This is a genomic window from Stenotrophomonas sp. YJH_SMC_119 (assembly GCF_059368315.1).
The window spans coordinates 58,730-74,046 of the sequence record NZ_JCAFRP010000004.1 but is presented as its reverse complement, the minus strand read 5'-3'; the positions used below and the strand labels follow the sequence as shown (position 1 = coordinate 74,046).

Genomic DNA, 15,317 nt, shown 5'->3' with positions numbered 1-15,317 from the left:
GGTACGGCCAGAGCCGATCAGGCGCGGCGTTCCATCATCAGCTTCTTGATCTCGGCGATCGCCAGCGCCGGGTTCAGGCCCTTCGGGCAGGTCCGGGCGCAGTTCATGATGGTGTGGCAGCGGTACAGCTTGAACGGATCTTCCAGATCGTCCAGGCGCGCACCGGTGTCCTCATCGCGCGAGTCGATGATCCAGCGGTAGGCCTGCAGCAGGATCGCCGGGCCCAGGTAACGCTCGCCGTTCCACCAGTAGCTCGGGCAGCTGGTCGAGCAGCAGGCGCACAGGATGCACTCGTACAGGCCGTCCAGCTTCTTGCGGTCTTCCGGCGACTGCAGGCGCTCACGGTCCGGCGGTGCCGGGGTCTGGGTGCGGATCCACGGCTTGATCGAGGCGTACTGCGCATAGAAGTGGGTCAGGTCCGGAACCAGATCCTTCACCACGTTCATGTGCGGCAGCGGGTAGATCGGCACTTCCTTCTTGCCGCAGTCCGAGATGGCTCGGGTGCAGGCCAGGGTGTTGGTGCCGTCGATGTTCATCGCGCACGAACCACAGATGCCTTCGCGGCAGGAGCGGCGGAAGGTCAGGGTCGGGTCGATCTCGTTCTTGATCTTGATCAGGGCGTCCAGGACCATCGGGCCACAGGCGTCCAGATCGACTTCATAGGTATCGGTGCGCGGGTTGCTGTCGTCGTCCGGACTCCAGCGGTAGATCTTGAAGGTGCGCACGTTCTTGCCGCCGTTCTTGACGGGGAAGTGCTTGCCCTTCGTGATCTTCGAATTCTTGGGGAGTGAAAACTCGGCCATGGCTGCTCTCGTTGGCTCAGGCGGCCCGCGCCCTTGGGCGCGGATTGCATGGTAGGCGGGGTCGGATCAGTACACGCGCGGCTTCGGCGGAACCACGGACACGTCGTCGGTCAACGTGTACATGTGCACCGGACGGTAGTCGAAGCTGCACTTGCCCTTCTCGTCGACGCTGACCAGGGTGTGCTTCTGCCAGTTGACGTCGTCGCGGTCCGGATAGTCCTCGTGCGCATGCGCACCACGGCTTTCCTTGCGCTGTTCGGCCGAGTTGATCGTCGCCACCGCGTTGAGCAGCAGGTTGTTCAGCTCGTAGGTCTCGATCAGGTCCGAGTTCCACACCAGCGAACGGTCGGAGACCTTCACGTCCTGGAACGAGTCGAAGATCTTGTCCATCTTCTCGCAGCCTTCCTTCAGCGTCTGGCTGGTGCGGAAGACGGCCGCGTCGGCCTGCATGGTGCGCTGCATGCGATCGCGGATGACCGAGGTCGGGGTATCGCCGTTGGCGTGGCGCAGTTTGTCCAGCAGGCCCAGCGCCTTGTCGCAGGCATCGGCCGGCAGCGGCTTGTGCGATGCGCCCGGCTTGATGGTCTCGGCGCAGCGGTTGGCCACCGCACGACCGAACACCACCAGGTCCAGCAGCGAGTTCGAGCCCAGTCGGTTGGCGCCGTGCACGGACACGCAGGCCGCTTCACCGATGGCGTACAGGCCCGGCACCACGGCATTGTCGTTGTCGCCGACCTTCTGCACCACTTCGCCGTGGTAGTTGGTCGGGATGCCGCCCATGTTGTAGTGCACGGTCGGGATGACCGGGATCGGCTGCTTGTGCACGTCGACGCCGGCAAAGATGCGGGCGCTTTCGGCGATGCCCGGCAGCTTGTCGTCGATCACGCCCGGGCCGAGGTGGGTCAGGTCGAGCAGGATGTGGTCCTTGTGCTCGCCGACGCCGCGGCCTTCGCGGATCTCGATGGTCATCGAACGGCTGACCACGTCGCGCGAGGCCAGGTCCTTGTAGTGCGGCGCGTAGCGCTCCATGAAGCGCTCGCCGCTGCTGTTGCGCAGGATGCCACCTTCACCGCGGACACCCTCGGTGATCAGGCAGCCGGCGCCGTAGATGCCGGTCGGGTGGAACTGCACGAACTCCATGTCCTGCATGGCGATGCCGGCACGCATGGCCAGGCCGCCACCGTCGCCGGTGCAGGTGTGTGCCGAGGTGGCGCTGAAGTAGGCACGGCCGTAGCCGCCGGTGGCCAGTACCACGCCCTGGGCGCGGAACAGGTGCAGGGTGCCGTCGGACATGTCCAGGGCCAGCACGCCGCGGCAGGCGCCTTCGTCGTCGAAGATCAGGTCGAGCGCGAAGTACTCGATCATGAAGCGCGCATCGTGCTTCAGCGACTGCTGGTACAGGGTGTGCAGCATCGCGTGGCCGGTACGGTCGGCCGCCGCGCAGGTACGCTGCGCCGCCGGGCCTTCGCCGTACTTGGTGGTCATGCCACCGAACGGACGCTGGTAGATCTTGCCTTCGGCGGTGCGCGAGAACGGCACGCCGTAGTGTTCAAGCTCGATGATGGCCGGGATGGCCTCACGGCACATGTATTCGATGGCGTCCTGGTCGCCCAGCCAGTCCGACCCCTTGATGGTGTCGAAGAAGTGGTAGCGCCAGTCGTCTTCGCCCATGTTGGCGAGTGCGGCCGAGATACCGCCCTGGGCGGCAACGGTGTGCGAACGGGTCGGGAAGACCTTGGTCAGGCACACGGTCTGCAGGCCCTTGGCGGCCAGGCCGAACGTGGCGCGCAGGCCGGCGCCGCCGGCGCCGACCACGACCATGTCGTACTTGTGTTCGGTGATCTTGTAAGCGGACATCTAATCTGGATTCCTGTGTTGGTGCCTGGGCTCAGGCAACGCCGAGGGCGATGCGGCCCACCGCAAACACACTGACGATCATGCCGAGCACGGCGACGAACTTCACCGCGGTCTGCAGCACCAGGGCCAGCAGCGATTCGTGGATGTAGTCTTCCAGCACGACCTGCATGCCGAGCTGCGCGTGCCAGAACATGGCGATCAGCAGGCCGATCAGCGGCACTGCGTTCCACGGCTTGGCCACGGCGGCGGCGGCGGTCGCGTAGTCCGAGCCCAGCAGGCCCAGCACGAAGACCAGGAACCAGATACCCAGCACCACCAGCGCGGCGGCGGTCAGGCGCTGATGCACGAAGTGCTCGGTGCCGGTCTTGGCCGAGCCGAGGCCACGCACGTTCTTCAACGGGGTACGGAACTTGCTCACGCGGCACCTCCGAACATCACATAGGCCCACACCAGCAGGGTGATCACCAGGCTGCCGGTGACCGACAGCCAGCTGCTGCGGATGAAGGCGGGGATGCTGAAGCCGATGGCGAAGTCCTGCACCACATGGCGGATGCCATTGCACAGGTGATAGGCGAACGACCATGTCCACGCGAACAGGAACACGCGGCCATACCAGGCCCCGGCATGGCCGGTGAAGCAGTTCCAGGACTCGGGCCCCATCATCAGGGCCAGCAGGCCGGCAGCGATGATGAGGGCACCAACAGACAGAAAGACGCCAGTGGCTCGATGCAGGATCGAGGTGGCCATCTGAATCTGCCAGCGATACACCTGAAGGTGCGGGGAAAGTGGGCGTTGTCTGGTCGCCATTCGCTGGGCTCGTTGTCTCGGCTGGGCGGCACGCGGCCGCGTTGGCTCAATGCTGATCAGAAATCGATGCAGCGTCCGTTTTTCTCCCAATCGCCATACCGCACCGGATCAAGTCCGCCGCGGCCGCCGAATTCTTCTGCTTTTTCCTGTTCCACGGGCACGGGTGCCGCGGGGACCAGCGGGGCTTCAGATTCGTCGTCGGGAGTGGGGGTTGTTTGGCCTATCATGTTCGGTCTCGCAACGCACAAATTTTAGACCTCGTTCACGTGCCTGACAACCTGCCCCCTGCTTTCGTCGGATATCCGCGCCTGCCCGGCCACCAGCTGCTGAGCCTGCAGGGCCCGGATGCGGCTGTCTTTGCCCACGCCCAGTTCAGCAGCGATGTCACCGCCCTGCCCCTGCTGCACTGGCAGTGGAGTGCCTGGTTGAGCGCCAAGGGCCGCACCCTGGCGGTGTTCCAGCTGCTGCGGTTGGCCGACGACCACCTGATGCTGGTGCTGGCGGATGGCGATGCCGATGCGATTGCGTCGCAACTGCAGCGCTTCGTGTTCCGCCGCAAGGTGAAGGTGCTGGTGCGCGATGATCTGGCGGCGGCCGGGGCATTCACTGCGCCCGAGGCCGCCAGCGGCGCTGCGATTGCGCAGGCCGCAGGTGATGGCTGGGAACTGGACCTGGGCAGCGATGCCCTGCCGCGCACCCTGCGCATCGGCGCCGCCGATGCCTTTGCAGCCGGCAGCGAAACCGATGAGGCCGCTTTCGCCCTGGCCTGGCGCCAGGCCGACCTGCGCTACGGGCTGCCGCGGCTGGAAGAAGGCCAGCGCGAGGTGTGGACCCCGCAGCAGCTGGGCCTGGACCGCCTGAACGGCTACAGCGTGAAGAAGGGCTGCTATCCCGGACAGGAAATCGTCGCCCGCACCCACTTCCTCGGCAAGGCCAAGCGCGCGGTGCAGCTGCTGCATACCGCGGCACCGGCGCAGGCCGGCGATGGCGTGCAGCAGGACGGCGCGGCGCTGGGCACGATCGCCTGCGTGGCCGGCGACCTGGCACTGGCGGTGCTGCCACTGGAGGCGGGTGATGCTGACCTGCAGGTGGGTGATGCCATCGCGCAGCGCGTGCCGTTGCTGGATGGGTTGGCGCGCTGAATCTGTTGGGAAACCGCATCTGGTGGGTGCGGACCGCTGGTCCGCACGCCTGAAATGGTAGTGCCGGCCGCTGGCCGGCAACCAAGCACGGTTGAGGCTGCCGACCAGCGGCCGGCACTACCCGTTACAGGCGCTCGCCGGTTTCCGCGCTGAAGAAATGCAGGCCCTGCGGGTGGATCGCCACGCGGATCTGCTCGCCCACCGCCGGCAGCGCCTGCGGCGCCACGCGCATGGTCAGCGCGTGCTGGCCACTGCTCAGATTCACGAAGATCTCGTTGCCGACCGGCTCGATGCCTTCGATGCGCGCGGTGAACGCATGCGCATCATCGGCGCTGGCCGGCTGCAGGTGCTCCGGACGCACGCCCACCGCGATCGGCTTCTGCAGCCACGCCGGATCGATCGTGGCCTGGCCCAGCGGTGCACGCCAGTCGCCGTCGACCACGGTCACGCCGCCGGCATCGCCCTGCAGCGTGCCGCGCAGCACGTTCATCGCCGGGCTGCCGAGGAAGCCGGCCACGAACAGATTGGCCGGACGGTCGTACAGCGCCATCGGCGTATCGATCTGCTGGATGATGCCATCCTTCAGCACCACGATGCGCTGGCCCAGGGTCATCGCCTCGACCTGATCGTGCGTCACGTAGATCATGGTGGTGCCCAGCTTGCGGTGCAGCTGCGCGATTTCGGTACGCACGCTGTGGCGCAGCTTGGCATCCAGATTGGACAGCGGCTCGTCAAGCAGGAACACCGCCGGCTCGCGCACCAGCGCCCGGCCCAGCGCAACACGCTGGCGCTGGCCGCCGGACATCGCCTTGGGCAGCTTGTCCATCATCTCGGTCAGGCCCAGCGTCTGCGCCGCCTCGGCGATGCGCTTGTCGATGGTGGCCTTGTCATGGCCGCGCAGCTTCAGGCCGAAGGCCAGGTTCTCGGCCACCGTCATGTGCGGGTACAGCGCGTAGCTCTGGAACACCATCGCGATGTCGCGATCCTTCGGCGCCACATCGTTGACCACGCGATCACCGATGGTCAGCGTGCCGCCGCTGATCTCTTCCAGGCCAGCCACCATCCGCAGCAGGGTCGACTTGCCACAGCCGGAGGGACCGACCAGCACCATCAGCTCGCCATCGGCGACCTCGAAGGTGGCGTCCTTCACCGCGACCTGGCCGTTGTCATAGACCTTGCGCACACCCTGCAACTGCACTTTTGCCATATCACCTATCCGGTCCGCCCGAAGCCGGGCTGTCTTTTGGGACTGCCTCGGCCCTCCCGATGGCAGTGATGATTGCGCGCTTGCCGCATGACGGCGAGCACTGCAATCGAATACAGTTGCCCATTCTGCCATGTAAACGTTTTCACGTGGCACTATCCGATGATCGGTGCGCACCGATCTGCGTCGGCGGTTGAACGAAGGTTCCGCCGGGGTAGTGGTTTCGAATGGAACGGTCTTCCGGTGCCCCGGAGAACGCCCCCAACGAACCTCGGACAGGCAGTTGCGCGGATGTCCCCCGAACCCAGCCATGAAGCGATTGACAACGATGTCACCCGGATCTGAAACTCGAGCGATGCACGACACCCTCTTCCTGTTCGGTGCCACAGGTGATCTGGCCCAGCGCTACCTGTTCCCTTCGCTGCTTCGCCTGCTTGGCGACGGCCTGCTGCCGGAGGACTTCCGCATCCGCGCACTGGCATTGTCCGGGCATGACACCGAAGCCTTCCATGACATCCTGCGCCCGCGCCTGCAGCAGGCCATGCCGATGGCCTCGCAGGACGACATCAACGGCCTGCTGCGCCGCATCGACTACCGTTCGGTCGACCTGCGCGACGTCGACTCGGTCGCCGCCGCCGTCTCCGATCTGGTACATCGCAAGTGCGTCAGCTACCTGGCCATTCCGCCGGGCCTGTACATCTCCACCTGCGAAGGCCTGGCCAAGGGTGGCGCCCTCGCCGCGCCGGCACGCCTGATGCTGGAGAAGCCGATCGGCAGCGACAGCGAGAGCGCCGAGGAAATCATCAGCACCATCGGCCAGTGGATCGACGAGGACCGTGTGTTCCGTCTCGACCACTACCTGGGCAAGGCGGCGGTGCAGAACCTGATCGCGCTGCGCTTCGGTAACACGCTGCTGGAAGCGGTATGGAACCGCAACTACATCGAATCGGTGCACATCCTGGTGGCCGAGAGCGAAGGCGTGGATGGCCGCGACGCCTACTACGCCCGCTCCGGCGCGCTGCGCGACATGGTGCAGAGCCACATCCTGCAGCTGCTGTGCATGGTGGCGATGGAGCCGCCGGCCTCGCTGGAAGCCGATCGCATCCGCGACGAGAAGGTCAAGGTGCTGCGCGCGCTGCGTCCGCTCGATGCCAGGCACGCCGCGCGTGACAGCATCCGCGGCCGCTACACCGCCGGCACCATCAACGGCCAGCCGGCGCAGGCCTACCAGCCGCCGGAAGGCAGCGACGTGGAAACCTTCGCCGGCGTCACCGCGCACATCGACAACTGGCGCTGGAGCGGCGTGCCGTTCCACCTGGTCACCGGCAAGCGCCTGCCCGAGCGCACCACCCGCGTGGTGGTCACGCTGAAGCCGGTCACCCACTGGCTGTTCGAGCGCCCGCAGCGCGCCCAGGCCGCACCGAACCGCCTGGTGTTCCAGCTGCAGCCGCAGGAGAACATCGAACTGGGACTGATGAGCAGCCTGGCCGGCCCGGAATGGGGTGCGCTGGAACTGCATCCGCTGGAACTGGAACTGTCGGTGCCGACCGGCCTGCATCGCCGCATCGCGTACGAACGCCTGTTCCTGGATGCGTTCAACGGCAACCACACCTTGTTCGTGCGTGACGACGAAGTGCGCGCCGCCTGGGCGTGGATCGACAGCGTGGCCGACGCCTGGAAGGAGGCCAAGCTGCCGCTGGAACCCTATCCCGCCGGCCAATGGGGCCCGAGCAACGCAACGGAGTTCCTGCCGCAGGGCGTGGACGCACCGGACAGCGAGGCGTCGGCATGAGTGCCAACTCGCAGCCGGTGCTGGTCGCCGACATCGGTGGCACCAACGCCCGCTTCGCCCTGGCCGACACCTCGCTGGACGCGCCATTGCTGAAGGAGAGCATCCGCGAGTACGCAGTGGCGGAGTTCCCGTCGCTTGGCGATGCCGCCCGCCATCACCTTGAGCAGATCGGCGCTGCCGCCAGCCGCGGCGTGTTCGCGGTGGCCGGCCGCGTAGACGGTGACGAGGCACGCATCACCAATCATCCGTGGGTGATCTCGCGCAGCCGCACCGCGGCGATGCTTGGTTTTGACGAGCTGCACCTGATCAACGACTTCGCCGCACAGGCAATGGCGATCTCGCTGCTGCAACCCGAGGACGTGGTCCAGGTCGGTGGCGCCGCCTGGGTCCCGGGCAAGCCGGGCCAGCCACGCAACTATGCGGTGATCGGGCCCGGTACCGGGCTCGGCGTCGGGGGCCTGATCCTGCGCCACGGCCGCTGCTACCCGCTGGAAACCGAAGGCGGCCATGTCAGCTTCCCGCCGGGAACGCCGGAGGAGATCCGCATCCTGGAGATCCTGTCCGAGCAATTCGGCCGCGTCTCCAATGAGCGCCTGATCTGTGGCCCCGGCCTGGTCAACATCCATCGCGCGGTGTGCGAGATGGCCGGTATCGACCCGGGCCAGCTGCAGCCGGTGGACGTGACCGCCCGCGCCCTGCATGGCGATCCGCAGGCAATGCGCACCGTCGATGTGTTCTGCGCCGTGTTCGGCGCCATTGCCGGCGACCTGGTACTGACCCAGGGCGCCTGGGACGGCGTGTTCCTCACCGGTGGACTGACCCCGAAGATGCTCGATTCGCTGCAGCACTCCGGGTTCCGCCAGCGCTTCGAACACAAGGGGCGGTTCTCTTCGATCATGGCGCGGGTGCCGTCGCTGGCCGTGATGCATCCCCATGCCGGACTGCTGGGCGCCGCCGCCTATGCCGCCGATGCCGAACGTGACGCACCTGGAGTTGCCGCATGAGCCCCACCTTCCACGACGACCGCGTCGAGTTCATCCACCACGGCGATGCCGACGGCTGGATCGAAGCGGTAGCCGCCGAGATGGCGCAGACCCTCAACCACGACATCAACGAAGTGGGCCGCGCCCGCATCCTGTTGTCCGGCGGCACCACGCCGGCACCGGTCTACCAGGCGCTGGCCGAACTGGACGTGCACTGGGACCGGGTTGAAGTGAGCCTGGCCGACGAGCGCTGGCTGTCGCCGCAGGATCGCGACAGCAACGCATGGCTGGTGCGCGAGCACCTGCTCAAGCGCGCCGAGGGTGCGCATTTCGATCCGCTGGTGCGCATTGGCAAACCCCTGCCGGAATGTGTGTACACCGCCAACCTGCAGGCCCAGCACAGCCAGCCGCCGAGCCTGGTGGCACTGGGGATGGGCAACGACGGCCACACCGCCTCGCTGTTCCCCGGCTCGAAGGACCTGGCCCGCGCACTGGAAAGCACCCTGCCCTACGCGGCGCTGGATGCCACCGGCTGCCCGGGCGCGAACCAGTGGCCGCTGCGCATCACGCTGACCCCGCATGGGCTGCGCCAGTGCCGCCAGCGCCTGCTGCTGCTGCGCGGCAAGCAGAAGCTGCAGGTGCTGCGCCAGGCGTTGGACAGCAACGACGCCCAGCAGTACCCGATCCTCAACGCGATCAACCTGGAAGGCGCGCGCCTGCGCGTCCACTGGGCTGATTGATGTCGGCGGCGGCGCCCTGCCGCCGCTTGCCTCTCGCCACCTTGAACGCCGGTAGCCAATGAGCCTCCATCCGCAACTGCAAGCCATCACTGAGCGTGTCATCCGCCGCAGCGCCGCCTCGCGTGCCGCCTACCTGGCCGCGATCGACGCCTCCCTGCGCGAAGGCCCGTTCCGCAGCCGCCTGAGCTGCGGCAACCTCGCCCACGGATTCGCCGCCTGTGGCGGCACCGACAAGAGCCGCCTGCGCGGCGGCGTGACGCCGAACCTGGGCATCATCACCGCCTACAACGACATGCTCTCGGCGCACCAGCCGTTCGAGACCTATCCCGAGCAGATCCGCGAGATCGCCCGCGAGCTCGGTGCTACGGCACAGGTGGCCGGCGGTGTGCCGGCGATGTGCGACGGCGTCACCCAGGGCCGCGGCGGCATGGAACTGTCGCTGTTCTCGCGCGATGTGATCGCGCAGGCGACCGCGATCGGGCTCAGCCACGATATGTTCGACAGCACCGTCTACCTCGGCGTGTGCGACAAGATCGTGCCCGGCCTGCTGATCGGTGCGCTGGCCTTCGGCCACCTGCCGGCGGTGTTCGTGCCGGCCGGCCCGATGACCCCGGGCATCCCCAACAAGCAGAAGGCGGAAGTGCGCGAGCGCTACGCCGCCGGCGAAGCCACCCGCGAAGAGCTGCTGGAAGCCGAGTCCGCCTCATACCACGGCGCCGGCACCTGCACCTTCTACGGCACCGCCAATTCCAACCAGGTGCTGCTGGAAGCGATGGGCGTGCAGCTGCCGGGCGCGTCGTTCGTCAATCCGGGCACGCCGCTGCGCGACGCGCTGACCCGCGAAGCGACCGAACGTGCACTGGACATCACCGCACTGGGCGACGACTTCCGTCCGCTGGGCCGGATCATCGACGAGCGCGCGATCATCAACGCGGTCATCGCGCTGATGGCCACCGGCGGTTCGACCAACCACACCATCCACTGGATCGCGGTGGCGCGTGCCGCCGGAATCGTGCTGACCTGGGACGACTTCGACGAACTGTCGCAGCTGATTCCGCTGCTGGCCCGCGTCTATCCGAACGGCGAGGCCGACGTGAACCGCTTCGCGGCCGCTGGCGGCCCGGCGTTCGTGTTCGGCGAGCTGATCAAGGCGGGCCTGATGCACGGCGATCTGGTCAGCGTGGCGCGCGGCGGCATGGCCGACTACGCACGCGAACCGCAGCTGCGCGATGGCCAGCTGGTCTATCTGCCGGGCCTGGAACGCAGCGCCGATGACGAAGTGGTGCGTGGCGTCGACAATCCGTTCGAGCACCAGGGCGGCCTGCGCCTGCTGCGCGGCAACCTCGGCAAGTCGCTGATCAAGCTGTCGGCGGTAAAGCCGCAGTACCGCACGATCGAAGCGCCGGCCGTGGTGGTCGATGCACCGCAGGTGCTGAACAAGCTGCACGCCGGTGGCCTGCTGCCCCAGCATTTCGTGGCGGTGGTGCGTTACCAGGGCCCGCGTGCCAACGGCATGCCCGAACTGCATTCGCTGGCGCCGCTGCTGGGCCTGTTGCAGAACCAGGGCCGGCGCGTGGCGCTGGTCACCGACGGTCGCCTGTCCGGCGCCTCGGGCAAGATTCCGGCGGCGATCCACGTGACGCCGGAAGCGGCACGCGGCGGTCCGCTGGCCAAGGTCCGCGAGGGCGACATGATCCGCCTTGATGGCGAGGCTGGCACGCTGGAAGTGCTGGTGAACGCGGCCGAATGGGCCGCGCGCCCGCTGGCGCCGAACACCGCGCCTGCCGCGCATGACCTGGGCCGCAACCTGTTCGCGATCAACCGTCGCGTGGTGGGTCCGGCCGACCAGGGCGCGATTTCGATTTCGTGCGGGCCGGCGGCGGCTGATGGCGGGCCGTGGGAGTACGACGCGGAATATGAGCTGGGGCACGATGCCGCAGCGGCGGCGGCGCCGCATGAGGCGAAGGACGCCTGAAGCGAAAAGCCGCGGCAGGCTTCCCGGCCTGGGCAGTAGAGCGCCCTGGCCGGGACACGCCGTAAACCCATCCATGGGGGCTCGGTCGCGGCATCCATGCCGCTCACGGTCCCGGCCAGGGCGCTCTACTGCCCTTGGACAATTCCCGGCGCGTCATTTGCGCTGCGGCCACTGAATCAAGAAGAGCAAAAGGCAAGGGCAAAAGCATGGGTATCGAACAACATCAGGTGAAGGCGGCGGAGCTGTTGCGTGCGGCGGGCATCCTGCCGGTGGTGACGATTCATACGCTGGACCAGGCGCGGGCGGTCAGTGCGGCGCTGCTGGAAGGTGGTTTGCCGGCGATCGAGCTGACCCTGCGTACGCCAGTGGCGATGGAAGCATTGGCGATGCTCAAGCGCGAGCTGCCGGACGTGGTGGTGGGTGCCGGTACGGTGCTGACCGTGGAGCAGATGCAGCAGTCGATCGATGCGGGTGCGGACTTCCTGGTGACCCCGGGTACGCCGCCGGCACTGGCTGATGCACTGGCCGCTGCACCGCTGCCGGTGGTGCCGGGTGCGGCCACCCCGACCGAGCTGCTGTCGCTCTACGCCCGCGGCTTCCGCGTGTGCAAGCTGTTCCCGGCCACGGCCGTGGGCGGGCTGGCGATGATCAAGGGCCTGGCCGGCCCGGTCGCCGATCTCAAGCTGTGCCCTACCGGCGGCATCACCGAAAACACCGCCGCCGAGTACCTCGAACAGAAGAACGTGGTCTGCATTGGTGGCTCGTGGATGGTGCCGGGCAACTGGATCGCCAATGGCGAATGGGACAAGGTGCGCGCCAGCGCCGCTGACGCCGCGAAGATCATCCAGCGCGTTCGCGGCCACTGACAAGAGGATCGGGGTCAGAGCCCTTTCCCGTCGGGAAAGGGATTCGACTCCAAGCTACGAGCGCGCAAAGCGCGCGACCCGCTCCCGCTCTTCCTTCTTCATTCCGCGGTGGACGCGCACGGAAACTGTCCGTGGCCGGGCGGATGGGTTGTGCAGGGGCGTGAGCCGCATGGATGCGGCGACCGAGCTTACAGGGACGTACTTGCAGCGTCCCCTGCTCAACCCATCCGCCCGACCATCCCCCAGAATCCAACCGAACCACCACCGCGAGGGGCTCAGCCGTTGGCCGAACCCCTTACAGCGGCCGTGCCGGATCCACCAACCCGTACTGGCTGGCCATCCGCGCCAGCGCGATGTTGTCGTGGATCCCCATTTTCTCGAACAACCGCGCCTTGTGCGTGTTCACCGTCTTCGCACTCAGGCTCAGGCGCCGCGCGATGTCTTCCTGGCGCAGGCCCTGGGTCAGCAACAGCGCCACCTCAAGCTCGCGCGGCGACAGGTTGTCGAACGGCGAACCATTGCCTTCCACTGTCGACAGCGCCAGATTCTGCGCGATGCTGGTGCCCAGGTAGCGACGACCGGCCGCCACATCACGCACCGCACGCAGCAGTTCCTGCGCATCGCAGCCCTTGCCGATGTAACCGGCCGCACCGGCTTCGAGCAGGCGCTTGGGCAGCGGGCCGTCTTCCAGTACCGACACGATCACCACGCGGGTATTGCGGTGGCTGCGGACGATGCGCTCGGTCACTTCCATGCCGCTCACGCCCGGCAGGTGCAGGTCGCACAGCACCACATCCGGCAGCAGCTGGCGGACTTCACGCAGCGCGTCTTCGCCGGTCTCGGCTTCGCCCACCACCTCGATGTCGGTTTCCCCCGACAGAATCATCTTCATACCGGTGCGGACCAGCGCGTGGTCATCCACCAGGTAGACTCGAATCGTCATTCATGTACCTCTTCGAATGCGGCCATTGCAGGTCAAGCTAGGCAGGGTGCCGATACCCTGCAAGCGCGTCCGGAATGCGGCATCGGCGATCTGCCTTGCGCATCACAGTACCGCGCGTTGTGCTTGCCCCCTGTCTTGCAGAACCTGCTGCAACGAAACAACTGATCTATCACGTAGACGTCCCTCAAGGGCCATCCACGTCAAACCCCCTGTGTTGGTGCTTCGCTGGCCTTCGCTGGCGGCGGGCCGTGACGTCGCCAAGGGTGCCGGCGACTGAACATGACCAGATAGCACCCTACCACCCAAACCAGCGCGGCACACCATCCGGCCAGGATGTCGGAGGGGTAATGCACCCCCAGATAGACCCGCGACACGCTTACCAGCAGGCTGAACGCGGGTGCCAGCATCAGTACCGGCCAGCGCCAACGGGTGTTCCAGGCGAGCAGTACCAAGGTCATGGCAAGGGTCATCGAACCCATCGCATGCCCGCTGGGGAAGCTGAACGTCGATTCCGGCGCGATCGATTCCCACAGGCTGGGGCGCTGCCGCTGGAAGAACTGCTTGCTGCCCATGTTCAGCAGCGCCGACCCTACGAAGCTGACCGCGACGAAGGTCGCCTCGCGCCAGCGCCGGTAGCCCAGCAGCACGCCGATGATCAGCACGTCGGCCGGGATCAGGAACCACTCGTAGCCCAGTTTCGAGATGAGCACGAAGAAGCGGTCCAGCCACGGCGAATGCAGGCCATGCATCTGCCACAGCAGGGGCGCGTCGAAATGGAACGATTCAAACTCGTGCACTTCGTCCGCCAGGGCAACAAAGCCTGCCAACGGCAGCAGCACGCCACCGAACAACAGGACCAGGCGCCAGGCGTTGCGCGCCATCCAGTGGCGGAAGCCGGAGGCTGACTCCGGTGCGGCGAGGATCGCAGGCTTATCCGGCGCTTCGGACATACGTGTGTTCGACGTAATCGTCGATCAGAGCGACGAACTCCTGGGCGATGTTGTCGCCACGCAGGGTCACCTTCTTCTCACCATCGACGAACACCGGCGCCGCAGGCGTCTCACCCGTGCCCGGCAGCGAGATGCCGATGTTGGCGTGACGCGATTCGCCCGGCCCGTTGACGATGCAGCCCATCACCGCCAGGGTCATGTTCTCCGCCCCCGGGTGGTGGACCTTCCACAGCGGCATCTTCTCGCGCACGTGGTTCTGCACCACCTTGGCCAGCTCCTGGAAGAACTCGGAGGTGGTACGGCCGCAGCCCGGGCAGGCCGTGACCAGCGGCGTGAAGGCACGCTGGCCGGTGGTCTGCAGCAGTTCCTGGGCGACGATCACTTCCTGCGTGCGCGACTGGCCCGGCTCCGGGGTCAGCGAGATGCGGATGGTGTCACCGATGCCTTCCTGCAGCAGCACGCCCAGCGCCGCGGACGATGCCACGATGCCCTTGCTGCCGATACCGGCCTCGGTCAGGCCCAGGTGCAGGGCGAAGTCGGAGCGCTGCGCCAGGTCGCGGTACACCGCGATCAGCTCCTGCACGCCACTGACCTTGGCCGACAGCACGATGCGATCGCGCGGCAGGCCCAGCTCCACCGCCTGCTCGGCCGAATCCAGCGCCGAGCGGATCAGCGCCTCGCGCAGCACGCGGCCGGCGTCCCAGGGCTGTTCGCGCAGGTTGTTCTCGTCCATCAGCTTCGCCGCCAGGGCCTGGTCCAGCGATCCCCAGTTGGCGCCGATGCGCACCGGCTTGTTGTAACGGATGGCGAATTCGATCAGCTGGGCGAACTGCAGATCCTTCTTCTTGCCGAAGCCGACGTTGCCCGGGTTGATGCGGTACTTGGCCAGTGCTTCGGCACATGCCGGTTCGGCAGTCAGCAGCTGGTGGCCGTTGTAGTGGAAATCGCCGATCAGCGGCACGTCGATACCCATCATCGCCAGCTTGTCGACAATGCGCGGGATCGCCGCAGCGGCTTCCACGGTATTGACGGTCAGCCGCACCATCTCCGAACCGGCACGCCACAACTCGGCCACCTGCTTCACGCTGGAGGCGACGTCGGAGGTGTCGGTGTTGGTCATCGACTGCACCACCACCGGCTTGCCTCCGCCCACGGTGACTCCGCCGATCTGGACGGCATGGGTCTGGCGGCGCGGCCAGGCAGTGGCATCGGAGGGCGGAGTCGGGCGGGTGACGGCGTCGTGCATGGGCGCATT

Annotated in this window: 15 protein-coding genes; 6 read left to right on the top strand and 9 right to left on the bottom strand. The window is 66.9% G+C overall.

Features of this window, described 5'->3' with window-relative positions:
• Positions 1 to 17: 17 nt before the first annotated feature.
• The 5 genes from AC5P6S_RS07900 to AC5P6S_RS07880 form a co-directional block, all read right to left on the bottom strand.
• On the bottom strand, positions 18 to 803 hold the full coding sequence (locus tag AC5P6S_RS07900) for a succinate dehydrogenase iron-sulfur subunit (RefSeq protein ID WP_005409079.1): 786 nt from the start codon (positions 801 to 803) through the stop codon (positions 18 to 20).
• A 66-nt stretch (positions 804 to 869) separates the two neighbouring features.
• On the bottom strand, positions 870 to 2,660 hold the full coding sequence (sdhA, locus tag AC5P6S_RS07895) for a succinate dehydrogenase flavoprotein subunit (RefSeq protein ID WP_005409078.1): 1,791 nt from the start codon (positions 2,658 to 2,660) through the stop codon (positions 870 to 872).
• A gap of 31 nt (positions 2,661 to 2,691) precedes the next feature.
• The gene (sdhD, locus tag AC5P6S_RS07890; RefSeq protein WP_005409077.1) at positions 2,692 to 3,078 is read right to left on the bottom strand and encodes a succinate dehydrogenase, hydrophobic membrane anchor protein; all 387 of its coding nucleotides are present in this window, start codon (positions 3,076 to 3,078) and stop codon (positions 2,692 to 2,694) included.
• Positions 3,075 to 3,467 carry a succinate dehydrogenase, cytochrome b556 subunit gene (sdhC, locus tag AC5P6S_RS07885; RefSeq protein WP_005409076.1) on the bottom strand — a complete coding sequence of 131 codons (393 nt, stop codon included), beginning with the start codon at positions 3,465 to 3,467 and terminating at the stop codon, positions 3,075 to 3,077. The genes sdhD and sdhC overlap by 4 nt, the downstream gene beginning before the upstream one ends.
• Positions 3,468 to 3,523: 56 nt before the next feature.
• A complete protein-coding gene (locus AC5P6S_RS07880; protein WP_005409075.1) occupies positions 3,524 to 3,694 on the bottom strand; it encodes a DUF1674 domain-containing protein in 171 nt (56 codons plus the stop codon).
• A gap of 39 nt (positions 3,695 to 3,733) precedes the next feature.
• Here AC5P6S_RS07880 and ygfZ point away from each other — a divergent pair, with 39 nt between their 5' ends.
• Complete coding sequence (gene ygfZ, locus AC5P6S_RS07875; RefSeq protein WP_043035021.1) at positions 3,734 to 4,609, top strand: CAF17-like 4Fe-4S cluster assembly/insertion protein YgfZ; 876 nt, start codon at positions 3,734 to 3,736, stop codon at positions 4,607 to 4,609.
• A 124-nt stretch (positions 4,610 to 4,733) separates the two neighbouring features.
• Here the strand turns inward: ygfZ and AC5P6S_RS07870 are convergent, their stop codons facing one another.
• The gene (locus tag AC5P6S_RS07870) at positions 4,734 to 5,816 is read right to left on the bottom strand and encodes an ABC transporter ATP-binding protein (RefSeq protein WP_005409073.1); all 1,083 of its coding nucleotides are present in this window, start codon (positions 5,814 to 5,816) and stop codon (positions 4,734 to 4,736) included.
• 352 nt (positions 5,817 to 6,168) lie between these two features.
• On the opposite strand from AC5P6S_RS07870, the gene zwf reads away from it, so the two are divergent.
• The 5 genes from zwf to eda all read left to right on the top strand — a co-directional run bounded on the left by zwf (position 6,169) and on the right by eda (position 12,169).
• Positions 6,169 to 7,605, top strand: coding sequence for a glucose-6-phosphate dehydrogenase (gene zwf, locus AC5P6S_RS07865; protein ID WP_005409072.1), 1,437 nt, complete (start codon positions 6,169 to 6,171; stop codon positions 7,603 to 7,605).
• A complete protein-coding gene (glk, locus tag AC5P6S_RS07860) occupies positions 7,602 to 8,609 on the top strand; it encodes a glucokinase (protein WP_005412971.1) in 1,008 nt (335 codons plus the stop codon). The genes zwf and glk overlap by 4 nt, the downstream gene beginning before the upstream one ends.
• Complete coding sequence (gene pgl, locus AC5P6S_RS07855) at positions 8,606 to 9,328, top strand: 6-phosphogluconolactonase (RefSeq protein WP_005412970.1); 723 nt, start codon at positions 8,606 to 8,608, stop codon at positions 9,326 to 9,328. The genes glk and pgl overlap by 4 nt, the downstream gene beginning before the upstream one ends.
• A 58-nt stretch (positions 9,329 to 9,386) precedes the next feature.
• Entirely contained in the window at positions 9,387 to 11,303 is a 1,917-nt protein-coding gene (gene edd, locus AC5P6S_RS07850; protein ID WP_495204554.1) for a phosphogluconate dehydratase, read from the top strand.
• A gap of 206 nt (positions 11,304 to 11,509) precedes the next feature.
• A complete protein-coding gene (gene eda, locus AC5P6S_RS07845) occupies positions 11,510 to 12,169 on the top strand; it encodes a bifunctional 4-hydroxy-2-oxoglutarate aldolase/2-dehydro-3-deoxy-phosphogluconate aldolase (protein WP_005409068.1) in 660 nt (219 codons plus the stop codon).
• A 295-nt stretch (positions 12,170 to 12,464) separates the two neighbouring features.
• On the opposite strand, the gene AC5P6S_RS07840 is transcribed toward eda, so the two are convergent.
• From AC5P6S_RS07840 to ispG, 3 genes are all read right to left on the bottom strand, one after another.
• Positions 12,465 to 13,112, bottom strand: coding sequence for a response regulator (locus AC5P6S_RS07840; protein ID WP_005409067.1), 648 nt, complete (start codon positions 13,110 to 13,112; stop codon positions 12,465 to 12,467).
• 200 nt (positions 13,113 to 13,312) lie between these two features.
• Positions 13,313 to 14,062, bottom strand: a complete 750-nt coding sequence (locus AC5P6S_RS07835; protein ID WP_099498285.1) for a phosphatase PAP2 family protein — start codon at positions 14,060 to 14,062, stop codon at positions 13,313 to 13,315.
• Positions 14,043 to 15,308 (bottom strand): flavodoxin-dependent (E)-4-hydroxy-3-methylbut-2-enyl-diphosphate synthase, encoded by a 1,266-nt coding sequence (gene ispG, locus AC5P6S_RS07830; protein WP_049402624.1) that lies wholly within the window; start codon positions 15,306 to 15,308, stop codon positions 14,043 to 14,045. The genes AC5P6S_RS07835 and ispG overlap by 20 nt, the downstream gene beginning before the upstream one ends.
• Positions 15,309 to 15,317: the final 9 nt, after the last annotated feature.